This window comes from Sulfuricystis thermophila (genome assembly GCF_004323595.1).
In the GTDB taxonomy this organism is placed as follows: domain Bacteria; phylum Pseudomonadota; class Gammaproteobacteria; order Burkholderiales; family Rhodocyclaceae; genus Sulfuricystis; species Sulfuricystis thermophila.
Genome location: NZ_AP019373.1, coordinates 682,781 through 703,157, shown reverse-complemented (window position 1 = coordinate 703,157; position 20,377 = coordinate 682,781). Strand labels below are relative to the sequence as shown.

The 20,377-nt window shown below is 64.1% G+C and carries 22 protein-coding genes and 1 tRNA gene; 16 read left to right on the top strand and 7 right to left on the bottom strand.

Annotated features, from left to right (window positions below; all coding sequences use genetic code 11):
• Window positions 1-183 precede the first annotated feature (183 nt).
• The 6 genes from queA to M52SOB_RS03595 are packed head-to-tail and all read left to right on the top strand — an operon-like array spanning window position 184 to window position 6,214.
• Window positions 184-1,215, top strand: a complete 1,032-nt coding sequence (gene queA, locus M52SOB_RS03620) for a tRNA preQ1(34) S-adenosylmethionine ribosyltransferase-isomerase QueA (protein WP_131110614.1) — start codon at window positions 184-186, stop codon at window positions 1,213-1,215.
• Window positions 1,205-2,317, top strand: a complete 1,113-nt coding sequence (gene tgt, locus M52SOB_RS03615) for a tRNA guanosine(34) transglycosylase Tgt (protein WP_131110613.1) — start codon at window positions 1,205-1,207, stop codon at window positions 2,315-2,317. Before queA ends, tgt begins: the two co-directional genes overlap by 11 nt.
• A gap of 30 nt (window positions 2,318-2,347) precedes the next feature.
• The gene (yajC, locus tag M52SOB_RS03610) at window positions 2,348-2,692 is read left to right on the top strand and encodes a preprotein translocase subunit YajC (protein WP_131110612.1); all 345 of its coding nucleotides are present in this window, start codon (window positions 2,348-2,350) and stop codon (window positions 2,690-2,692) included.
• Window positions 2,692-4,569: a protein translocase subunit SecD gene (gene secD / locus M52SOB_RS03605; RefSeq protein WP_131110611.1), complete on the top strand. Its 1,878-nt coding sequence runs from the start codon at window positions 2,692-2,694 to the stop codon at window positions 4,567-4,569. Before yajC ends, secD begins: the two co-directional genes overlap by 1 nt.
• 12 nt (window positions 4,570-4,581) lie before the next feature.
• Window positions 4,582-5,526: a protein translocase subunit SecF gene (gene secF / locus M52SOB_RS03600; protein ID WP_131110610.1), complete on the top strand. Its 945-nt coding sequence runs from the start codon at window positions 4,582-4,584 to the stop codon at window positions 5,524-5,526.
• Window positions 5,510-6,214 (top strand): cytochrome b/b6 domain-containing protein, encoded by a 705-nt coding sequence (locus tag M52SOB_RS03595; RefSeq protein ID WP_284155182.1) that lies wholly within the window; start codon window positions 5,510-5,512, stop codon window positions 6,212-6,214. Before secF ends, M52SOB_RS03595 begins: the two co-directional genes overlap by 17 nt.
• Window positions 6,215-6,291: 77 nt before the next feature.
• Here the strand turns inward: M52SOB_RS03595 and M52SOB_RS03590 are convergent, their stop codons facing one another.
• Genes M52SOB_RS03590 through purB form a run of 3 tightly spaced genes read right to left on the bottom strand, consistent with a single transcriptional unit; the run spans window position 6,292 to window position 8,524 of the window.
• Window positions 6,292-6,756 (bottom strand): c-type cytochrome, encoded by a 465-nt coding sequence (locus M52SOB_RS03590; protein WP_131110609.1) that lies wholly within the window; start codon window positions 6,754-6,756, stop codon window positions 6,292-6,294.
• Window positions 6,757-6,799: 43 nt separating this feature from the next.
• Window positions 6,800-7,123, bottom strand: coding sequence for a DUF2322 family protein (locus tag M52SOB_RS03585; protein ID WP_131110608.1), 324 nt, complete (start codon window positions 7,121-7,123; stop codon window positions 6,800-6,802).
• Window positions 7,124-8,524, bottom strand: a complete 1,401-nt coding sequence (gene purB / locus M52SOB_RS03580) for an adenylosuccinate lyase (protein ID WP_131110607.1) — start codon at window positions 8,522-8,524, stop codon at window positions 7,124-7,126. It lies immediately after the preceding gene.
• Window positions 8,525-8,658: 134 nt separating this feature from the next.
• Between purB and M52SOB_RS03575 the strand changes: the two genes are divergently transcribed.
• On the top strand, window positions 8,659-9,267 hold the full coding sequence (locus M52SOB_RS03575) for a glutathione S-transferase N-terminal domain-containing protein (protein WP_131110606.1): 609 nt from the start codon (window positions 8,659-8,661) through the stop codon (window positions 9,265-9,267).
• Here the strand turns inward: M52SOB_RS03575 and mnmA are convergent.
• Window positions 9,257-10,330 carry a tRNA 2-thiouridine(34) synthase MnmA gene (gene mnmA / locus M52SOB_RS03570; protein WP_131110605.1) on the bottom strand — a complete coding sequence of 358 codons (1,074 nt, stop codon included), beginning with the start codon at window positions 10,328-10,330 and terminating at the stop codon, window positions 9,257-9,259. The two genes, M52SOB_RS03575 and mnmA, sit on opposite strands and share 11 nt — an antisense overlap.
• Window positions 10,323-10,775 carry an NUDIX hydrolase gene (locus M52SOB_RS03565; RefSeq protein ID WP_131110604.1) on the bottom strand — a complete coding sequence of 151 codons (453 nt, stop codon included), beginning with the start codon at window positions 10,773-10,775 and terminating at the stop codon, window positions 10,323-10,325. The genes mnmA and M52SOB_RS03565 overlap by 8 nt, the downstream gene beginning before the upstream one ends.
• Window positions 10,776-10,836: 61 nt before the next feature.
• On the opposite strand from M52SOB_RS03565, the gene M52SOB_RS03560 reads away from it, so the two are divergent.
• From M52SOB_RS03560 to M52SOB_RS03540, 5 genes are read left to right on the top strand one after another with little or no spacing between them, the layout of a single operon-like run.
• Window positions 10,837-11,757 carry a branched-chain amino acid transaminase gene (locus tag M52SOB_RS03560; RefSeq protein WP_131110603.1) on the top strand — a complete coding sequence of 307 codons (921 nt, stop codon included), beginning with the start codon at window positions 10,837-10,839 and terminating at the stop codon, window positions 11,755-11,757.
• Between the two features lie 19 nt (window positions 11,758-11,776).
• Complete coding sequence (locus tag M52SOB_RS03555) at window positions 11,777-11,980, top strand: zinc-finger domain-containing protein (protein ID WP_131110602.1); 204 nt, start codon at window positions 11,777-11,779, stop codon at window positions 11,978-11,980.
• A complete protein-coding gene (waaF, locus tag M52SOB_RS03550) occupies window positions 11,920-12,966 on the top strand; it encodes a lipopolysaccharide heptosyltransferase II (RefSeq protein ID WP_348542207.1) in 1,047 nt (348 codons plus the stop codon). The genes M52SOB_RS03555 and waaF overlap by 61 nt, the downstream gene beginning before the upstream one ends.
• On the top strand, window positions 12,966-13,391 hold the full coding sequence (locus M52SOB_RS03545; RefSeq protein ID WP_131110601.1) for a YybH family protein: 426 nt from the start codon (window positions 12,966-12,968) through the stop codon (window positions 13,389-13,391). Before waaF ends, M52SOB_RS03545 begins: the two co-directional genes overlap by 1 nt.
• An 11-nt stretch (window positions 13,392-13,402) precedes the next feature.
• The gene (locus M52SOB_RS03540) at window positions 13,403-14,800 is read left to right on the top strand and encodes a phosphomannomutase/phosphoglucomutase (protein WP_131110600.1); all 1,398 of its coding nucleotides are present in this window, start codon (window positions 13,403-13,405) and stop codon (window positions 14,798-14,800) included.
• 146 nt (window positions 14,801-14,946) lie between these two features.
• Here the strand turns inward: M52SOB_RS03540 and M52SOB_RS03535 are convergent.
• Window positions 14,947-15,031 (bottom strand) — tRNA-Leu (locus tag M52SOB_RS03535).
• 38 nt (window positions 15,032-15,069) lie between these two features.
• Between M52SOB_RS03535 and rnr the strand changes: the two genes are divergently transcribed.
• From rnr to rlmB, 4 genes are read left to right on the top strand one after another with little or no spacing between them, the layout of a single operon-like run.
• Window positions 15,070-17,274, top strand: coding sequence for a ribonuclease R (gene rnr / locus M52SOB_RS03530; protein WP_131110599.1), 2,205 nt, complete (start codon window positions 15,070-15,072; stop codon window positions 17,272-17,274).
• Window positions 17,271-17,717: a HEAT repeat domain-containing protein gene (locus M52SOB_RS03525; RefSeq protein ID WP_131110598.1), complete on the top strand. Its 447-nt coding sequence runs from the start codon at window positions 17,271-17,273 to the stop codon at window positions 17,715-17,717. The genes rnr and M52SOB_RS03525 overlap by 4 nt, the downstream gene beginning before the upstream one ends.
• A 2-nt stretch (window positions 17,718-17,719) precedes the next feature.
• Window positions 17,720-18,628 carry a D-hexose-6-phosphate mutarotase gene (locus M52SOB_RS03520; RefSeq protein ID WP_131110597.1) on the top strand — a complete coding sequence of 303 codons (909 nt, stop codon included), beginning with the start codon at window positions 17,720-17,722 and terminating at the stop codon, window positions 18,626-18,628.
• The gene (gene rlmB / locus M52SOB_RS03515; protein WP_131110596.1) at window positions 18,621-19,358 is read left to right on the top strand and encodes a 23S rRNA (guanosine(2251)-2'-O)-methyltransferase RlmB; all 738 of its coding nucleotides are present in this window, start codon (window positions 18,621-18,623) and stop codon (window positions 19,356-19,358) included. Before M52SOB_RS03520 ends, rlmB begins: the two co-directional genes overlap by 8 nt.
• A 217-nt stretch (window positions 19,359-19,575) precedes the next feature.
• On the opposite strand, the gene M52SOB_RS03510 is transcribed toward rlmB, so the two are convergent.
• The gene (locus tag M52SOB_RS03510) at window positions 19,576-20,367 is read right to left on the bottom strand and encodes an outer membrane protein assembly factor BamD (RefSeq protein WP_131110595.1); all 792 of its coding nucleotides are present in this window, start codon (window positions 20,365-20,367) and stop codon (window positions 19,576-19,578) included.
• Window positions 20,368-20,377: the final 10 nt, after the last annotated feature.

Genomic DNA, 20,377 nt, shown 5'->3' with positions numbered 1-20,377 from the left:
CGCGGCTCACGCCGCGCTTAACGTTCGCTTTGCTCACGTTAGCCTGAACCGGCGATGCCGGTTGTGAGTCCGCTGCGTCTACCGATTCCGCCATCTCGGCCATTCGAAGCCGCGCAACGTAGAATGCTGCGCCGCCACTCGAAGTGCGTGCATTATCCGCAAAACCCAGACTTCCCGCAACCGATGCCCCTCACTCTCGACGATTTCGATTACCCGCTGCCGCCCGAACTGATCGCCCAGGCGCCTTTACCCGAGCGCAGCGCGAGCCGGCTGCTGTGGCTACACGGCAAAGCCATCGAGGATCGTCAGTTCCGCGATTTGCCGGAACTGCTCGCCCCCGGCGATCTCCTGGTGATGAATGACACCCGGGTGCTGCATGCCCGCCTGTTCGGGCGCAAGGCGACGGGCGGGCAGGTCGAGGTGCTCATCGAGCGCGTCTTGGCCGAGGATGAAGTGCTCGCGCAAGTGCGCGCCAGCAAGCCGCCCAAGACGGGTGGCCGACTGCATCTGGAAGAGGCGTTCGAAGTCGAGGTGCTGGGTCGCGAGGGCGAGTTCTACCGCCTGCGCTTGCCGGGCGATGCGGTGGAACTGATCGAACGGCACGGCCGGCTGCCCCTGCCGCCTTATATCGAACGCGCGGCGGCGGACCCGGATGAAGAGCGTTACCAGACCGTCTATGCCCGCGAGCACGGCTCGGTCGCCGCGCCGACCGCCGGATTGCATTTCGATGCGCCGCTCCTAGAACACCTGCGCGCGCGCGGCATTGGCATCGCGCATGTCACGCTGCATGTCGGCGCCGGCACCTTCCAGCCAGTGCGCGTCCACGACATCAGCGCGCACAAGATGCACAGCGAGCGCTATCACGTGCCGCAGGCGACCGTGGATGCGATCCTCGCGACTCAGGCGCGCGGCGGGCGCATCGTCGCCGTCGGCACGACGACGTTGCGCACGCTCGAATCCGCGCTGGACGCCAATGGCCGGCTGAAAGTCGGCGCTGGCGAGACGGCACTGTTCATCACGCCGGGCTTCCGTTTCCGTGTCGTCGACCGGCTGATCACCAATTTCCACCTGCCGAGATCGACGCTCTTGATGCTCGTCTCGGCTTTCGGCGGCATGGCGGCAATCCGCGCCGCCTACCGTCACGCGATCGCCCATGGCTACCGTTTCTTCAGCTATGGCGATGCGATGCTGATCGACCGTCACGATGAAATTTGACCTCCTCGCCACCGACGGCCTCGCCCGCCGCGGGCGTTTGACGCTCGCCCACGGCACCGTGGAGACGCCGGTGTTCATGCCAGTGGGCACCTATGGCAGCGTCAAGGCGATGGCGCCGAACGAGCTCGTCGAGATCGGCGCGCAGATCGTGCTCGGCAACACCTTCCATCTCTGGCTGCGGCCGGGGCTCGAGGTGATCCGCACCCATCGGGGACTGCACCGCTTCATGGGCTGGAAACGACCGATCCTCACCGACTCGGGCGGCTTCCAGGTGTTCTCCTTGGGCGAATTGCGCAAGATTACCGAGGAGGGCGTCAAGTTCGCCTCGCCGATCGACGGCAGCCGGCTCTTCATGCGCCCCGAGGATTCGATGCAGATCCAGCACGTGCTGAATTCCGACATCGTGATGATCTTCGACGAATGCACGCCCTACCCGGCCGACATGCAGCAGGCCGCCGAATCGATGCGCCTTTCCTTGCGCTGGGCGCGCCGTTCGCGCGCCGAGCACGATAGGCTTGGCAACACCAATGCCCTGTTCGGCATCGTTCAGGGCGGCATGTTCGAGAGCCTACGGGACGAATCGCTCGCCGGGCTGCTGGAAATCGGCTTCGATGGCATGGCGATCGGTGGTCTGTCGGTCGGCGAGCCGAAGGAGGATTTCGCGCGCATCCTGGCCCATACGGCGCCGCGCCTGCCCGCCGACAAACCGCGATATCTCATGGGCGTGGGCACACCCGAAGACATCGTCTTTGCCGTCGGTCAGGGCATCGACATGTTCGACTGCGTGCTGCCGACGCGGAACGCGAGGAACGGCCATTTGTTCACGCGCTTTGGCGACATCCGCATCAAGAATGCGCGCTACAAGAACGACACGCGGCCGCTCGATGAGACCTGCGACTGCTATTGCTGTCGCCATTTCAGCCGCGCCTATCTGCACCATCTGCATCGTTGCCATGAGATCCTCGGTGCACGGCTCAACACGATCCACAACCTCCACTACTACCAGACCTTGATGTGCGAGCTGCGCGAGGCGATCGCCACCGGCAGCCTGGCGAGCTTTGCCCACCGTTTCGCCGCAGAGCGGAACAGCGGATGCGTATAATCCCCCTCATTTCAAAGGAGTGATTCAAACATGCTGATTGCCAATGCTTATGCCCAAGCCGCGCAAGGCGCTGCCCAGGACCCGACCGGCGGGTTGATGGGGCTGGCCCCGATCATCCTGATGTTCATCGTGCTGTGGTTCCTGATGATCCGGCCGCAGATGAAGAAGGCCAAAGAGCACCAGAAGCTGATCAGCGAGCTCGCCAAGGGCGACGAGGTGGTGACCCAGGGCGGCATCGTCGGCAAGATCACCAAGGTGGGCGAAAACTACGTCGCGATCGAAGTCGCCTCGTTGAAGGATGCCCCGGTCGAAGTGCAGATCCAGAAGCAAGCCGTCGCCGCGCTGTTGCCCAAGGGCACGCTCAAGACACTCTGATGAACAAATACCCCCTCTGGAAAAACGCCATCGTCATCGTGGCGTTGATCTTCGGCCTGCTCTACACGCTGCCGAACTTCTATGGCGAAGTGCCGGCCGTGCAGGTTTCCAGCGTCAAGGCAACGATCAAGGTCGATCAGAAACTGCAGGGCCGCATCGAAGAGATCCTTGCCGCATCCGGCATCCAGCCGACCGGGGTGTTCGCCGACCAGCACAGCATCCGTGTCCGCCTCAAGGATACCGAAACGCAGCTCAAGGCCAAGGATGCGATCGAAAAGGCGCTCAATCCCGATCCTGCCGATGCTTCCTACAGCGTGGCCTTGAATCTCCTCTCGGCCTCGCCGGACTGGCTGACCGCGATCCACGCGCTGCCGATGTATCTGGGCCTCGATCTGCGCGGCGGTGTACATTTCCTGCTGCAGGTGGATATGAAAGGCGCGATCACCAAGCGGCTCGACTCGCTCGGCGCCGATTTGCGCACCCTGCTGCGCGACAAGTCCCTCCGCCACGGCGGCATCGCGCGTGAAGGCAATCAACTGGTGATCCGCTTCCGCGATGCCGAGACGCGCGACAAGGCGCGCGCGGTGATCGCCGACAACCAACCCGATCTCGACATCATCGACGCGCAGGAAGGCGCCGACTTCAAGCTGGTGGCGACCCTGAAGCCGGCGGCGCAAAAGCGCATCCAGGAATTCGCCATCAAGCAGAACATCACCACGCTCGCCAACCGCATCAACGAACTCGGCGTGGCCGAACCGGTGATCCAGCAGCAGGGCGCGGATCGCATCGTCGTCCAGCTGCCGGGTGTGCAGGACACCGCCAAGGCGAAAGACATCCTCGGCCGCACCGCGACGCTGGAAATCCGCATGGTGGACGACGAAGCCAGCGCCAACCCGGCCGTCATGGAGCTGGCTGCCCAGGGCCAGCCGCCGGCGGGCACCGATTACTACATCGAGCGCGGTGGCCGCGGCCTGCTGGTGAAAAAGCAGGTCGTGCTCACCGGCGACCGTCTCACCGATGCCCAGGCCGGCTTCGATTCCCAGACCCATGAACCTGCGGTGCACCTCACCCTCGATGCCGCCGGTGCGCGCATCTTCAAGGACGTGACGCGTGAGAACGTCGGCAAGCGCATGGCGATCCTGCTGATCGAGAAGGGCAAGGGCGAAGTCGTCACCGCGCCGGTGATCCGCTCCGAGATCGGCGGCGGCCGGGTGCAGATTTCCGGCCGCATGACGACGACCGAGGCGAGTGACGTCGCACTGCTGCTGCGTGCCGGGTCGCTCGCCGCGCCGATGGAGATCGTCGAAGAGCGCACCATCGGCCCCTCCTTGGGCGCCGACAACATCGCCAAAGGCATGCACTCCACGCTGTGGGGCTTCCTCGCGATCGCCGCATTCATGATCGCCTACTACCACCTGCTCGGCCTGGTCTCGGTGATCGCGCTGACCGCCAACCTGCTGTTCCTGGTCGCCCTGCTCTCGCTCCTGCAGGCCACGCTGACCCTGCCCGGCATCGCCGCGGTGGCGCTGACGCTCGGTATGGCGATCGACGCCAACGTACTGATCAACGAGCGCATCCGCGAGGAACTCAGGAATGGCGTCACGCCGCATGCCGCGATCGCCGCCGGTTATGAACGCGCCTGGGGCACGATTCTCGACTCGAACATCACCACGCTGATCGCCGGCGTCGCGCTCCTGATCTTCGGCTCCGGCCCGGTGCGCGGCTTTGCCGTGGTGCACTGTCTCGGCATCCTGACCTCGATCTTCAGCTCGGTGGTGGTCTCGCGCGCGCTGGTCAACTGGATCTACGGCGGGCGCAGGAAGCTCGATTCCATTAGCATCGGCCAGGTCTGGAAACCGGGCATCGAAACCAAGTAAGGGGAAACGCGCATGGAATTCTTCCGCATCAAGAAAGACATCCCCTTCATGCGCCATGCGCTGGTGTTCAACATCATCTCGTTGATCACCTTCGTGCTGGCGGTGTTCTTCCTCGCCACCAAGGGCCTGCATCTGTCGATCGAATTCACCGGCGGCACGCTGGTCGAGGTGGGCTATACCCAGCCCCCCGACCTCGACAAGATTCGCCAGCGGCTCGAAGCCGACGGCTTCACCGATACCCAGGTGATCAACTTCGGTTCCGCACGCGACGTGCTGATCCGCGTGCCCTTGAAGGCCGGCGAAAGCGCCAAAGTCAGCGAACGTGTCAAGACGAGCCTCGATGCGCTGGGTGACTCGCCAACCATCAAGCGTGTCGAGTTCGTCGGTCCCCAGGTCGGCAAGGAGCTCGCCGAGGATGGGGCAATGGCCCTGATGCTGGTCGTGATCGGCATCGTCGTCTATCTCGCGTTCCGCTTCGAGTGGCGCTTCGCCGTCTCGGCGATCATCGCCAATCTGCACGACGTGGTGATCATCCTCGGCTTCTTCGCCTTCTTCCAATGGGAATTCTCGCTGCCGGTGCTGGCCGCGGTGCTTGCCGTGCTCGGTTACTCGGTGAATGAATCGGTGGTGGTCTTCGACCGCGTGCGCGAAACCTTCAAGAAGCAGCGCGGCCTGACGACGCCCGAAGTCATCAACCATGCGATCACCAGCACCATCTCGCGGACGATCATCACCCACGGCTCGACGCAGATGATGGTCACCTCGATGCTGATCTTCGGCGGCCCGGCGCTGCACTACTTCGCGCTGGCGCTGACCATCGGCATCCTGTTCGGCATCTACTCATCGGTGCTGGTCGCCAGCCCCCTGGTGATGTGGCTCGGCGTGACGCGCGAACAGTTCGTCAAGCCGAAGAAGGAAAAGCCGGCGGGAATGACCGAAGATGGCGCCTGCGTCTGACGGCATGAGGGCCTATGTCTGGGACCTACCGACACGGCTGTTCCACTGGCTGCTGGTGATCTGCGTCGTCGCCGCCTTCGTCACCGCGAAGATCGGCGGCGGCTGGATGGTCTGGCACGGCCGCCTGGGGCTCGCCATCCTCGGCCTCGTCGTGTTTCGCATCGTCTGGGGCTTTGTCGGCTCTACCTATGCGCGCTTTGCCACTTTCGTGCGTGGACCGGTGGCGATTCGCGCCTATCTCGCGGGAAAGTGGCAGGGACTCGGGCACAACCCGTTGGGCGCGCTCTCCGTGCTCGCCCTGCTCGGCTGCCTTGCCTTGCAGGCAGGCACCGGCCTGTTTGCCAACGACGACATCGCCTTCGAGGGCTATCTCTACCCGCTGGTCGGCAGCGCGCTATCCACCCGCCTCACAGGCATCCATCAACTGCTCGAAAAAGGGCTGCTGTTCTTGGTCACATTGCACATCGGCGCGATCGTTTTCTACGCCCGGGTGAAGCAACAAAACCTCGTCAAACCCATGCTCACCGGCTGGGCCGAAGGCCAATCCGGCGAATCGGCAAGGGGCGGCGGCATCGCCGCTTTCATCGTCGGGCTGCTGATTGCCTTGGCTGCCGTCTGGGCGGCATCTGGGGTCTGGCTGCCGCCACCAACCACAGCGCCCGCCGGACAAACTGCCCCAGACTTTTGAAAGTCGGCGCTGCGAGGACGGCACCAAACAAAACGGCCGCCCGCAGGCGGCCGCTGGGGCGAAGAAATCACGCCCTCTCAGTCTTCGTCCTTTCTGAACTTGTCATGGCAAGCCTTGCAGGCTTCGCCCAGCTTGCCGAACTGGGCCTTGACCGCCGCGGCATCGCCAGTAGACGCCACCTTGGCCATCTCGTTGGCCTGCTGACCGAAGTTCTGGGCGATCTTGCCCAGTTCCGGACTACCGAAGAACTCGGACTTGAGGCGGGTTTCCTTCCAGCCCTTACCCTTGTCCGAGCCCGGCTGGTAGAGCGCGCCCATCTTCGAGTTGGCGATCGCCTGGATCACGTTGGCGGCCTCGATCACCTGCTCCTTGTTGAACGTGCCTTCGACATTGGCCTTGATGCGCGCCATGCTCCAGGCCATCGTGTGATAGGCCGACTGCCGCCAGCGGATCTGGTCTTCCATCTTACCGACGACCTGGGCAGTGGCGGAGGCGGCAATGGCGGCCAGCGCCATGCCGGTGACGAGTGTTTTCATTTTCATACGATCTCTCCTGTGGTGGTTGTAACGGCGGGATGATTGTATGTCATTCGCCCGTGGCGAACACCTGCTTGACACGCAGCTGGCCGCCCTCTGTGACAAGCGTCACCAAACGGTCGATGTTCGGATGCTTGCCTGGATGGACGCGTGCATCCTCGGCGTGCTCGGCGTAGAGCTCCAGCCCCTTCTTCGCCGCTTCGGGCGTGATCGCGCCATAGAGCTGCGCGAGATGGTTATAGACCGCCAGCGAACCGCTCTGGCCCGGCTTGTTCTCGATCGTGGCGACGAGGTTACCTTGCCGGTCGAAGAGCTGCAGCGCCGCCAGATGCGAAACCTTCGGCAGCTGCTTCAGGTTGTCGGCAAAGGCCATTCAAATCCTCTTCGCCAGCTCGGCGGCCTTGCCGATGTAGCTCGCCGGTGTCATCTTTTTGAGCCGCGCCTTCTCGGCATCGGGGATCGCCAGCCCGTCGATGAAGGCTGCCAGCGCCTCCGGCTCGATGCCCTTGCCGCGCGTCAGCTCTTTGAGCTGCTCATAGGGATTGGGCACGCCATAGCGGCGCATCACCGTCTGCACGGGTTCCGCGAGCACTTCCCAGCAGGCATCGAGGTCTTCCTCGAGGCGCTGCGGATTGGCTTCGAGCTTGGCCAAGCCACGCAGTGTCGAATCGTGCGCCAGCACCACATAGCCGAACGCCACACCCATGTTGCGCAGCACGGTGGAATCGGTGAGATCGCGCTGCAGCCGCGAGATCGGCAGTTTTTCCGCGAGATGACGCAGGATCGCGTTGGCCAGGCCGAGATTGCCTTCGGAATTCTCGAAGTCGATCGGGTTCACCTTGTGCGGCATCGTCGAGGAGCCCACTTCGCCGGCCTTGGTCTTCTGCTTGAAGTAACCGAGCGAAATGTATTGCCAGATGTCGCGGTCGGCGTCGATCAGGATCGTATTGCAGCGCGCGATCGCGTCGAAGAGTTCCGCCATCGCGTCGTGCGGTTCGATCTGGATCGTGTAAGGGTTGAATTCGAGGCCGAGCGACTCGATGAAATCGCGTGCGATCGCTTCCCAGTCGAGGTGGGGATAGGCGGCCAGATGGGCGTTGTAGTTGCCGACCGCACCGTTGAATTTGGCCATCATCCGCACGCTGGCGATGCGTTCCCTGGCACGCATCAGCCGCGCGGCGATGTTGGCCATCTCCTTGCCGAGTGTGGTCGGGGAAGCCGGCTGCCCGTGGGTACGCGAGAGCATCGGCAGCTCGGCCAGCGCATGGGCGAGCTCGCGGAAGCGCTCGATCACCCGATCCAGCCCGGGCAACAGAATGTCGCGGCGCGCATCGTTGAGCATCAGCGCATGCGAGGTGTTGTTGATGTCCTCCGAGGTGCAGCCGAAGTGGATGAACTCGGCAACTTTCATCACTTCCGCGTTGTCGCGGAACCGCTCCTTGAGCCAGTATTCGACTGCCTTGACGTCGTGGTTGGTGACCGCCTCGATCTTTTTCACCGCCTCGGCATCGCTGACCGCAAAACCGGAAGCGACCAGATCGAGCTCGGCGAGCGTCGCCGCGGAAAAGGGAGGCACTTCCTCGATGGCAGGATTGGCGGCCAGGGCCTTGAGCCATTCGATTTCGACCTTGATGCGGTTCTTGATCAGGCCGAATTCGGAGAAATGGGTGCGCAAGGGTTCGACCTTGGCGGCATAGCGGCCATCGAGCGGGGAAAGCGCCGTCAGGGCATGCAGCGCGGCAGTATGGGCATCGGCGACGTCGATTGGATTCATTTGGCAAGGCATGAGCGGTCAGGGTATCGGGCGGCGGTTGATTGCGCAATTTTATCAGCGCATAGCATCTGCGATTGCGTGAAACGGCTCGCGGAATGATACGATTCGACGCATTGCCTCGACATCCTCAGCCCATGAAACTGCTTGGATCGCTCTCCAGCCCGTATGTCCGCAAGACGCGCATCGTGCTCGCGGAAAAAAAGATCGACTGCGAATTCGTCATCGACAATGGCGGCCCCGATGGCAGCGGGTTGGCGCCGCACAATCCGCTGTGCCGCATCCCGGTGCTGCTGCTCGACGATGGCAGCAGCCTGTTCGATTCGCGCGTGATCGTCGAATATCTCGACAACCTGGCGCCAAACAATCGTCTGCTGCCGCCGCCCGGCCGCGAACGCACGCTGATCCGGCGTTGGGAAGCCCTCTGTGACGGCACGCTCGATGCCGCCGTCGCTGCGGTGATGGAAAGCCGCCGTCCGGAAGGCGAGAGCAGCGCCAGCTGGATCGAGCGGCAGCGCAAGGTGATCGACTTCTCCCTCGCCGCCTGCGCGCGCGATCTCGGCGAGCAAGCCTGGTGTCATGGCACCGCCATCACGCTGGCCGACGTCGCACTGGGCAGCCTGCTCGGCTACCTGTCATTCCGCTTTCCCGATCTCGACTGGCGCAGCCAATATCCGAATCTGGCGAAACACTACGACAAGCTGATGCAGCGGCCGTCGTTTGCCGAGACTGCGCCTACAGGATGATCCCGCCGCCCAGGCAGACGTTCGACTCGTAGAGCACCACCGACTGCCCCGGCGTCACCGCCCACTGCGGCGCGGCGAACACCACTTCGCATCGTTCGCTGTCGACACGCTCGACCTCGCAGGGCGCATCGGGCATCCGATAACGCGTCTTCGCGGAATAGACCCAGTGGGTATGCGGTGCGCGCCCGGAGACCCAGGACAGCTCGCCGGCGATCAGGCGGTTCGAGAGCAGCGCGGGATGGTCGTGGCCCTGCACGACATAGAGGATGTTTCGCTCGCGATCCTTCGCCGCGACGAACCAGGGTTCCTCGGCCGCGTCCTTGACCCCGCCGATGCCCAGACCTTCGCGCTGGCCGAGCGTGTAATACGCGACCCCTTGATGCTCGCCGACGACACGATCATCGTCGAGGCGGCGAATCTCGCCCGGCGTCTTGGGCAGATAGCGGGCGAGGAACTCGCGGAAGCGCCGCTCGCCGATGAAGCAGATGCCAGTGGAATCCTTCTTAGCGTAGTTGGCCAGCCCCGCCTGGCGCGCGATCTCGCGCACTTCGCGCTTGTAGAGGCCGCCCAGCGGAAACAAGGTCTTGGCCAGCTGCTGTTGGTTCAAGCGATAAAGGAAGTAGCTCTGATCCTTGGTGCCATCCTCGGCCTTCAAGAGCTGATACTCGCCGAGGAATTCGCGCACCTGGGCATAGTGGCCGGTGGCGATGTAGTCGGCGCCCAGCTTCAGGGCGTGGTCGAGAAAGGCCCTGAACTTGATTTCCGAATTGCACAGCACGTCGGGATTCGGCGTGCGGCCGGCCTGATATTCGGCGAGGAAATTGGCGAAGACACGCTCCCGATACTCGGCCGCGAAGTTGACCGCCTCGAGCTCGATGCCGATCACGTCGGCCGCGGCGGTGGCGTCGATCAGGTCCTGGCGCGACGAGCAGTATTCTTCGCTGTCGTCGTCTTCCCAGTTCTTCATGAACAGGCCGATCACCTCATGGCCCTGACGCTGCAAAAGCAGCGCGGCAACCGAGGAATCGACGCCGCCCGACATGCCGACGATGACTTTAGCCATAGTGATGAATCAGCTCGAGCGGGTAACGCCTGCCGGCCAGATAATCCCGGATGCATTGCAGCACCAGCGGGCTGCGGTGCCGGTCCTGGCAGGCTTCGATTTCCTCCACGGTCATCCAGACGGCGCGCAGGATGCCGGTGTCGAGCGGTCGTGCCGCATCGCGAGCGCCGACTTCTCCCGCGAAGGCAAAGCGCAGATAGGTGATGTCGCCCTGCGGACGCGGCCATTGATAGACGCCGACCAGCGCGGTCGGCGTGAAGGCATGGGCGGTCTCCTCCAGCGCCTCGCGCGTGCAGGCTTCGATCAGCGACTCGCCTTCGTCGAGATGACCGGCGGGCTGGTTGAAGCGCAAGCCCTCCGCCGTCTCCTCCTCGACGAGCAGAAAGCGGCCCTCCCGTTCCATCAGCGCGGCGACGGTGACATTGGGTTTCCAGATGCGATTCATGTGCCTCATTCTAGCGGCCAAGTTAGAATTACGGATCGTTTGAACATTCCGGAGATCGACCATGTCCATGGCAGACCGCGACGGCTTCATCTGGTACGACGGCAAACTCGTGCCCTGGCGCGAAGCCACCACGCACGTGCTGACCCATTCCCTGCACTACGGCCTCGCCGTCTTCGAAGGCGTGCGCGCCTACAAGACCGTCAATGGCACGGCCATCTTCAAGCTCAAGGAGCATACCGACCGGCTGTTCGATTCGGCGCACATCTACCGCATGCCGATGCCCTATGACAAGGAAACGCTGATGGCGGCGCAGAAGGAAGTCGTGCGTGCCAACGGGCTCGAATCCGCCTACATCCGGCCGATCGCCTTCTATGGCTCCGAGAAGATGGGCGTCTCGCCGATCGGCGCCAAGGTGCATGTCGCCATCGCCGCCTGGCCCTGGGGCGCCTATCTCGGCGAAGAAGGCCTGGAGAAAGGCATCCGCGTCAAGACCTCTTCCTACGCGCGCCATCACGTCAATGTCTCGATGTGCCGCGCCAAGTATTCCGGCACCTATGCCAATTCGATCCTCGCCAACGTCGAGGCGACCGAACACGGCTATGACGAAGCGCTGCTGCTCGACGTCGACGGCTTCGTCGCCGAAGGCCCGGGTGAAAACCTGTTCGTCGTCAAGAACGGCCAGATCTTCGAACCCGAGATCGCTTCCGCCCTGATCGGCATCACCCGTGCGACGATCCACACGCTCGCCCAGGAACTCGGCTACACGGTCGTCTCGAAGCGCCTGACGCGCGACGACATCTACATCGCCGATGAAGCCTTCTTCACCGGCACGGCCGCCGAAGTCACGCCGATCCGCGAGCTCGACGGCCGCACCATCGGCGCCGGCCGCCGCGGCCCGATCACCGAAAAGATCCAGCGCCTGTTCTTCGACGTGGTCGCCGGCCGCGTGCCGGCCCATGCCGACTGGCTCACCCCGGTTTGATTGCTCCTGGAGACGAGAAATGAGCGCCGTATTGGACGAAAAGACCCGCGAGGTCGCCGTCACCGCGCATGACCTGCCGCTCGCCTGCCCGCGTCCGGGCGCGCCGCTGTGGGCGCGCCATCCGCGCATCTATCTCGACGTGCTGAAAACGGGCACGGCGACCTGCCCCTACTGCGGCACGACCTACCGCTTCACAGGCGAGAAACCGAAGGGGCATCACTGAAGATCCTCATCGTCGCGCCGTCCTGGATCGGCGACACGATCATGATGCAGCCGCTCTTGATGCGGCTCAAGGCACGCGATCCGGCGGCCGAGATCCACGTCTTGGCGCCGGCCTGGAGCGCGCCGCTGCTTGGGCGCATGCCGGAAGTCGCTGCGGTGATCGAAAACCCCTTCCCGCATGGCGCCTTCGACTGGGCGGGCAGAAAGGCCCTGGGGCGCCGTCTCCAAGCCGCCGACTATGCCGCCGCCTATGTGCTGCCGAACTCATGGAAGTCTGCCCTCGTTCCCTTCTTCGCCAAAATTCCACAACGCATCGGCTACAGCGGGGAAGCCCGCTTCATCCTGCTCAACCGACGCTTGCCGAACAGCACGCTGCCGCGGCTCGTCGACCGTTATGCGGCGCTGGCCGGTGAATTCCCCGCTCCCACGCCCGAACCCCGCCTGGTCTCGACGCCGGAACAGCAACGTCAGGCGCGCGAGGCGCTCGGCCTGCCGCTCGATGCTCATCCCATCGTCTTCTGTCCCGGCGCGGAATACGGCCCGGCCAAGCGCTGGCCGGCGCACCATTTCGCCGCCCTCGCGCAGAAAATCGGCGCTGACGGAACGGCAGTCTGGCTCATCGGCTCAAAGAAGGATGCGCCGATCGGCGCCGAGATCGCCCGTTTGTCCCAAGGGACTGCGCTCGATCTGTGCGGCCGCACCACGCTCGAACAAGCGATCGACCTCATCGCCAGCGCGCGCGCCGTCGTTACCAACGATTCCGGCCTGATGCACGTCGCCGCGGCGCTCGACCGGCCCACCATCGCCCTCTACGGCTCGTCGAGCCCGACCTATACCCCGCCGCTCTCACGCCATGCGAAAATCCTGAGCCTTAAGCTCCCGTGCTCTCCGTGCTTCGAGCGCGAATGCCCGCTCGCGCCGCCGGACACGCTGCGCTGCCTCGAAGACATCTCACCGGAACACGTGCTCGCCGCATTGAACCGCTGATGCCCAAGAAACCGATCTTCACCTCGCCCCAGGAAGCCGAGGCCGCCTTCTACGAGGCGCTCGAGCGGGGCGATCTCGACGCGATGATGGCCGTCTGGTCGGAAGACGAAGAAATCGTCTGCGTGCATCCGGGCGGCCCGCGGCTCGCCGGCTATGCGCTGGTGCGCGAAGGCTGGCGTCACATCTTCGAAGGCGGCCGGCGGCTCAAAGTTCAGCTCTTGGCGCTCACCACGCTGCACAGCCCCTTCACCGCCGTGCATAGCGTCATCGAACAGGTCGCCGTGGTCGGCGAGAAACACCTCGCCGCACCGGTCGTCGCCACCAATGTCTATGTCCGGGGCGCATTGGGCTGGCGCATGATCGTGCATCACGCCTCGCCCGTGCCACCCTCCAGCATCGGCGATGCGCCGCAGGTGTTGCACTGACAGGAGATCCGATGACCATCGCCCCCGAAATTTTCAAGGCCTATGACATCCGCGGCATCGTCGGCCAGTCGCTCACCGCCGAGACGGCGCATCTCATCGGCCGGGCGCTCGGCACCGAGGCGCGTCATGCCGGAATGCGCGCGATCGTCATCGGCCGCGACGGCCGGCTCTCCGGCCCAGAGCTTGCTGCCGCGCTTGCCGACGGCATCATCAGCACCGGCACCGATGCGGTCGATATCGGCTGCGTGCCCACGCCGGTGACCTATTTCGCTGCCCACCATCTCGGCACGCAAAGCTGCGTCTCGGTCACCGGCAGTCACAATCCGCCCGACTACAACGGCTTCAAGATCGTGCTGGGCGGCGAGACGCTGGCCAACGAGCGCATCCAGGCCTTGCGGTGCCGTATCGCCAGCGCCGACTTTGCGACCGGCCGTGGCGTGCTGTGCCGCACCGACGTCAAATCCGCCTATCTCGAGCGCATCGTCTCGGATGTCAAGCTCGCCCGACCGATGAAGATCGTCGTCGACTGCGGCAATGGCGTCGCCGGAGAACTCGCGCCCGAACTGTTCCGGCGCATGGGCTGCGAGGTGATCGAACTCTTCTGCACGGTCGATGGCCGCTTTCCGAATCATCATCCCGACCCGTCGAAGCCCGAGAACCTGCGCGATGTGCAGCGCACGCTGCGTGACACCGATGCGGAGCTCGGGCTCGCCTTCGACGGCGACGGCGACCGCCTCGGCGTCGTCACCAAGGACGGCGAGATCATCTATCCGGATCGGCAGCTGATGCTGTTCGCCGCCGACATCCTCTGCCGCCATCCCGGCGCGACGATCATCTTCGATGTCAAATGCTCGCGCTGGGTGGCCGAATCGGTGCGCTTCCAGGGCGGCGTGCCGCTGATGTGGAACACCGGTCATGCACTGATCAAAGCCAAGCTCAAGGAAACCGGCGCGCCGCTCGCTGGCGAGATGAGCGGCCACATGTTTTTCAACGAGCGCTGGTATGGCTTCGACGACGGCCTCTACGCCGGCGCGCGGCTGCTGGAGATCGTCAGCCGCTGGCCGGATGCCAACTGGCCGCTGAAACACCTGCCGAATGCCCTGTCGACGCCGGAACTCAACCTGAAAATGAAGGAAGGCGAACCGCACCGGCTGATCGCCAAACTGAAGGAAGCGGCGCTCGAGAAGCGCGTGCTGAAGGACGCCCGCGAGTTGATCACCCTCGACGGCGTGCGCGCCGAATATGCCGACGGCTTCGGTCTGGCGCGCGCTTCGAATACCACGCCGGTCGTCGTGCTGCGTTTCGAGGCGGACGACGAGGCAGCGCTTTCCCGCATCCAGGCCGATTTCAAGGCGGCGCTTAAAGCCGTCTGGCCGGGGCTGGAAGTCGAGTTTGCCGCCAGCCATTGACGCCGCAGCGCCGAGCTCGTACCACTCACGATCAATGAAATGCGAACGCTCGAGGCCGGCTGCCCGGCGGCTCACGCCGACAAGGCGCTCTCGGAAAGAAAAGCCGCCGGAGCGGGTTTTCCCGGCCGGCGGCTTCCTGTATTCTCTGGTGCCCAGGAGAGGACTCGAACCTCCACGGTGTTACCCGCTAGTACCTGAAACTAGTGCGTCTACCAATTCCGCCACCTGGGCAAGGCGCGAAGCCGCGAATTCTAATGAAAAAACCGCCAATGTCAAAACCCGTCCAGCGTTCCGCTGCCAAACTCTCACACATCCGCCGTGCCGACCCGTTTCTCGAACGGGAGCAGGCCAAATACGAACACCCGCTGCCGAGCCGCGAATACATCCTGCAAACGCTTGCCGAGCAGGGTGTGCCGGTTTCCTTCGACCGGCTGTGCGAGCTGCTCGACATCGCCGCGCATGAGCGCGAAGCCTTCCAGCGCCGCCTCGGCGCGATGGCGCGCGATGCGCAACTGTTACAAAACCGCCGCAACGACTGGCTGATCCCGGACAAGGCCGATCTGCTGCGCGGCCGCGTGCAGGGACACCCGGACGGCTTCGGCTTTCTGGTGCGCGACGACGGCGGGCCGGACGTGTTCCTGCCGGAAAAGGAAATGAACAAGGTGCTGCACGGCGATCACGTCATCGCCCGCATCGTCGGCATCGATCGCAAGGGACGCCCCGAGGGCAAGATCGTCGAGGTCACCGAACGCGCCAACCAGCGCCTCGTCGGCCGCGTGCATGAGGAACACGGGGTGTTCTACGTCGTCGCCGAAAACCGGCGCATCAGCCAGGACATCCTGATCGCGCCGCCGGAAAAGGGCGACCGGAAAGCGCTGCGCCCCAAGCCCGGCCAGGTGGTGATGATCGAGATCGTCGAACAGCCGACCAAGGAACGTCAGCCGATCGGCCGGGTGACCGAAATCCTCGGCAATTACGCCGACCCCGGCATGGAAATCGAGATCGCGCTGCGCAAGCACGAGCTGCCTTTCGAGTTTTCCAAGCAGGCGCTCTCTGAGGCGAAGAAGCTGCCGGACACGGTGAGGAAGAGCGACTGGAAGGGGCGCGAAGACCTGACACAGCTGCCGCTCGTCACCATCGATGGCGAAACGGCCAAGGATTTCGACGATGCTGTGTATTGCGAACGCCAGGGCAAGGGCTTTCGCCTCGTCGTCGCCATCGCCGACGTTTCGCACTATGTGCAGGATGGCAGCGCGCTCGATGCGGAAGCCCGGGCGCGCGGCAACTCGGTGTATTTCCCGCGCCGCGTGATCCCGATGCTGCCGGAAAAACTCTCGAACGGCCTGTGTTCGCTCAATCCGCAGGTCGAACGCCTGTGCATGGTCTGCGACATGGCGATCTCGCCGACCGGCGCGATCAAGCACTACCGCTTCTACCCGGCGGTGATGTTCTCGCACGCGCGGCTCACCTACACCGAAGTCGCCGCCGCGCTGTATGACAAAGACAAGACGGCGCGACAGAAGATCGGGGAGCTTTTGCCGCAGCTCGAAGCCCTCGACGCGCTCTATCGCGTGTTGCAGAAGGCGCGCACGAAGCGCGGCGCGATCGACTTCGAAACGCTCGAAACGCTGATGATCTTCGACGACCACGGCAAGATCCTGCGCATCGAGCCTTACGAGCGCAACGATGCCCATCGCATCATCGAGGAGTGCATGCTCGCCGCGAACGTCTGCGCCTCGGAATTCCTCGAGGCGCACGAGCATCCGGCGCTCTATCGCATCCACGAGGGGCCGACGCCGGAACGCCTGGAGAAGCTGCGCGAATTTCTCGCCACCTTCGGCCTGCATCTCTGGGGTGGCGACGAGCCGCATGCGAAGGATTACGCTCGACTGCTCGACCGGATCAAGGATCGTCCCGACAAGCAGCTGTTGCAGACGGTGATGTTGCGCTCGCTCAAGCAGGCGATCTACAGCCCGGAGAACGTCGGCCACTTCGGTCTCGCCTACGAGAGCTACACGCACTTCACCTCGCCGATCCGCCGCTATCCGGATCTGCTGATCCACCGCGCCATCAAGGCGGTGCTGGCAGGACGGCGCTACGACAGCATCGACTGGGAAGCCGTGGGGCTGGCCTGCTCGGCCACCGAGCGGCGCGCCGATGAAGCGACGCGCGATGTCGAGAGCTGGCTCAAGTGCTGGTACATGCAGGACAAGATCGGTGAGGTGTTTACCGGCAGCATCTCGGCGGTGGTGCCCTTCGGCATCTTCGTCGCCCTCGATACCGTGTTCGTCGAAGGGCTGGTGCATGTCTCCGATCTCGGCCGCGACTATTTCCATTTCGACGAGAAGCAGCATGCGATGATCGGCGAACGCACGGGCATGCGCTACCGGCTCGCCGACCGTGTGCGCGTGCAGCTCGTGCGCGTCGATCTCGACCAGAACAAGATCGATTTCCGGCTCGCGGAGGAAAAGTGAATTTCGGTTACCCCAGCGCCAGCGACGCGACGCGCGCCCTGCTGCGCGCATCTTTGCGTGACCGCGCCGAGCAGTTTGCGATCTGGCTGCTCGAAGGCCGCATCAAAGACGTCTTTGCCGTCGTCGAGCGCATTCCCTCGGCGCTGGCGGATCTACTGCCGATCGTCGCCAATCCGGCGGCGAATCTCAACGTGCGCTTCGGCGCCAGCGCCGTGCTCGAACGTTACGCCGGCAAGCCGCCTCTGCAGGCCCTGATCCCGGCATTGGGGATGCTGACCGGCCACGGCGATGCGCGCGTGCGCGCCGATGCCTGTCATCTGCTGGGTCTCTCCGGCAGTCCGGCGGCGACCAAATACCTCGAGGCCCGGCGCGACGATCCCGACCCCGACGTGCGCGAGATCGTCGCCGAAAGCCTCGCAGAATTACAAAGCAAGGAGGAATGATCATGACCAGACTCGCCGAACTGCAACTGCGCTTCGCCGCCGCCGATTTCCTGAGTTTCAGCGAAATCGCGCCGGGATTCATCGTCATCGACGTCACCACGCCGTTTTCCGCGGCGCGCATCGCGCTGCAGGGCGCGCATGTGATGACTTGGCAACCGAAGGGCCAGAAACCCGTCATCTGGCTGTCGCAGGCCGCGAAGTTCGCGCCGGGCAAATCGATCCGCGGCGGCGTGCCGATCTGCTGGCCATGGTTCGGTCCGCATGCGACGGAAAGCGGCTACCCCGGCCATGGCTTCGCACGCACGATTCCCTGGCTGTTGCTCGAAGCGCACAGGCTGCCGGATCGCCGCGTGCGGCTGGTCTTCGAGCCGCAGCTCGACGAAACCTGCCGCGCCCAGTGGCCCCATGCCTCGACGGTACGCTTCACCGTCACGCTCGGCCAGGAACTCGTCGTCAGCCTGGCGACGACGAACACCGGCAGTACATCCTTCACCCTCGGCCAGGCCTTGCATACCTATTTCGCGGTCGGCGACGTGCACCGCATCGAGATCGCCGGGCTGGAAGGCTGCCGCTACATCGACAAGGTCGATGGCGGCAAACGCAAGAAGCAGCAGGGTCGGGTCACCATCGTCGGCGAAGTCGATCGCATCTATCTCGACACGGCCGGCTGCTGCGGCATCATCGACCCGGCCTGGAAGCGTACGATCCTGATCACCAGCACCGGCAGCCGTTCGACGGTGGTCTGGAATCCGGGCAAGGAAAAAGCCGCCAGGATGGGCGACTTCGGCAGGCAAGGCGAAGACCGCATGGTCTGCGTCGAGACCGCGAATGCCGCCGACGACGTGATCACGCTGGCCCCCGGTGAAACCCATCGCATGACCGCTCAATACCGCGTCATCGCGCATGGCTGACGACGCGCGCCTGATCTACGGCTTCCATGCCGTCACCGCGAAGCTCAGGCACGCGCCGGAGAGCATCCGCGAGCTCTACCTCGCCGCAGGCCGGCAGGATGCGCGCATGCGCGATCTGGTGCGGCAGGCCGAAGCATGCGGCGTGCGCATCAATCCCGTCGATACCGGCCGCCTAGACGCGCTGACGGGTCACGCCCGCCATCAAGGCGTGGTGGCGAAGGTCGCGGCGCAGCAGAAGTACCTGACGGTCGACGACGTGCTGGAAGGACTCAGCGAGCCGGCCCTGCTCTTGGTGCTCGACGGCATCACCGACCCGCACAATCTGGGCGCATGTTTGCGCGTCGCCGACGCGGCCGGCGCGCATGCGGTGATCGCACCGAAGGATCGCGCCTGCGGCCTATCCGCGACGGCGATCAAAGTCGCTTCGGGTGCTGCCGACACCGTGCCTTACATCGTCGTCACCAATCTCGCGCGCACGCTGCGGGAACTGAAAGAGCGCGGCATCTGGACGATTGGCGCCGCCGGCGAGGCGGAAAAAGACCTCTACGCGATCGACCAGAAGGAGCCAATCGCCTGGGTACTCGGTGCCGAAGGCGAGGGCTTGCGGCGGCTCACCCGCGAAACCTGCGACGAGCTGGCGAAGATTCCGATGTACGGCTCGGTCGAGAGTCTCAACGTCTCGGTGGCGGCAGGGATTTGTCTCTTCGAGGCGCGCCGGCAGCGGCGCTGAGACGACGGCAAGTGTTGGCCCAGAGATGAAACCCGGCTGGGCGGCAAGGCGATTTGCGAGCATTCGTCGGGCATCGTTGGCGCAGCGCACGGAAAAGCCGCCCGCTTGTCCGAGCAAAGCGAGTTGCGAGCGGCCCGGGCGCAAGCCTTACGAGGCCCCCGAATGCGAGCCATGAGCCGAGCTGCCCAACCGGGTTTCACTGATTTGAGTGGAGGTTTCACCAGAGCTTCCACCACGGCTCGGGCTTGTCGAGCCCGCGCTTGAAATACTCGCTGTCGGGGAAGTTCTTCTTCATCACGCGTTCGGCATCGTCGCGCAGATCGTTCATGCCGAGCGCATCGTAGGCCTTGACCATGATGAACAGCGCCTCCTCGATGGCCGGCGCGTCGGGGTAGGTCTTGATCGCGTACTGGGCGCGGTTGGCGGCGGCGACATAGGCGCCGCGTTTCAGGTAGTAACGGGCGGCGTGCACCTCGTGCGAGGCGAGCGCATTGACCAGATATGCCATGCGCAACGCAGCATCCTTGGCATACTTGCTGTCCGGAAAGCGGGTGACCAGCTCCTTGAACGCCGCAAAGGATTCCTGCGCCGCCTTCGGATCGCGCTCGCTCGGATCCTGCATGCTGACATGACCGAGCAGACCGAGGTCCTCGTTGAAATTGATCAGCCCCTTCAGGTAATACACATAATCGACATGGGGATGGTTCGGATGCAGGCGGATGAAGCGGTCGCAAGCCGCCAGGGCGAGCGCCTTCTCGTCCTGCTTGTAGTAGGCATAGGCGGTTTCGATCTGCGCCTGCTGCGCATAGCGGCCATAGGGATAGCGCGCTTCGAGCTTCTCGAAATACTTGACGGCCTTGTCATAGGCGCCGTCGGCCATCGCGCTCTTTGCCTCGGCGTAGAGCTTGTTGGCCGACCAGCCGGCCGTCTCATCGACCTGTTCGGGCAGCAGGCCACAACCGCCGCTGAAGGCGAGCAGAAACAGGACCAGCAGGGATAAACTGCGCATGATGAGCCAA

Bases quoted from the DNA above. Each gene is read 5' to 3' on its own strand.
- tgt (WP_131110613.1), top strand. From the start codon at position 1,205: ATGAAATTTGACCTCCTCGCCACCGACGGCCTCGCCCGCCGCGGGCGT.
- secD (WP_131110611.1), top strand. From the start codon at position 2,692: ATGAACAAATACCCCCTCTGGAAAAACGCCATCGTCATCGTGGCGTTG.
- yajC (WP_131110612.1), top strand. From the start codon at position 2,348: ATGCTGATTGCCAATGCTTATGCCCAAGCCGCGCAAGGCGCTGCCCAG.
- M52SOB_RS03510 (WP_131110595.1), bottom strand. From the start codon at position 20,367: ATGCGCAGTTTATCCCTGCTGGTCCTGTTTCTGCTCGCCTTCAGCGGC.
- M52SOB_RS03560 (WP_131110603.1), top strand. From the start codon at position 10,837: ATGTCCATGGCAGACCGCGACGGCTTCATCTGGTACGACGGCAAACTC.
- rnr (WP_131110599.1), top strand. From the start codon at position 15,070: ATGTCAAAACCCGTCCAGCGTTCCGCTGCCAAACTCTCACACATCCGC.
- M52SOB_RS03545 (WP_131110601.1), top strand. From the start codon at position 12,966: ATGCCCAAGAAACCGATCTTCACCTCGCCCCAGGAAGCCGAGGCCGCC.
- M52SOB_RS03585 (WP_131110608.1), bottom strand. From the start codon at position 7,123: ATGGCCTTTGCCGACAACCTGAAGCAGCTGCCGAAGGTTTCGCATCTG.
- M52SOB_RS03575 (WP_131110606.1), top strand. From the start codon at position 8,659: ATGAAACTGCTTGGATCGCTCTCCAGCCCGTATGTCCGCAAGACGCGC.
- M52SOB_RS03590 (WP_131110609.1), bottom strand. From the start codon at position 6,756: ATGAAAATGAAAACACTCGTCACCGGCATGGCGCTGGCCGCCATTGCC.
- secF (WP_131110610.1), top strand. From the start codon at position 4,582: ATGGAATTCTTCCGCATCAAGAAAGACATCCCCTTCATGCGCCATGCG.
- queA (WP_131110614.1), top strand. From the start codon at position 184: ATGCCCCTCACTCTCGACGATTTCGATTACCCGCTGCCGCCCGAACTG.
- purB (WP_131110607.1), bottom strand. From the start codon at position 8,524: ATGAATCCAATCGACGTCGCCGATGCCCATACTGCCGCGCTGCATGCC.
- M52SOB_RS03565 (WP_131110604.1), bottom strand. From the start codon at position 10,775: ATGAATCGCATCTGGAAACCCAATGTCACCGTCGCCGCGCTGATGGAA.
- M52SOB_RS03520 (WP_131110597.1), top strand. From the start codon at position 17,720: ATGACCAGACTCGCCGAACTGCAACTGCGCTTCGCCGCCGCCGATTTC.
- M52SOB_RS03555 (WP_131110602.1), top strand. From the start codon at position 11,777: ATGAGCGCCGTATTGGACGAAAAGACCCGCGAGGTCGCCGTCACCGCG.
- M52SOB_RS03540 (WP_131110600.1), top strand. From the start codon at position 13,403: ATGACCATCGCCCCCGAAATTTTCAAGGCCTATGACATCCGCGGCATC.
- rlmB (WP_131110596.1), top strand. From the start codon at position 18,621: ATGGCTGACGACGCGCGCCTGATCTACGGCTTCCATGCCGTCACCGCG.
- M52SOB_RS03595 (WP_284155182.1), top strand. From the start codon at position 5,510: ATGGCGCCTGCGTCTGACGGCATGAGGGCCTATGTCTGGGACCTACCG.
- mnmA (WP_131110605.1), bottom strand. From the start codon at position 10,330: ATGGCTAAAGTCATCGTCGGCATGTCGGGCGGCGTCGATTCCTCGGTT.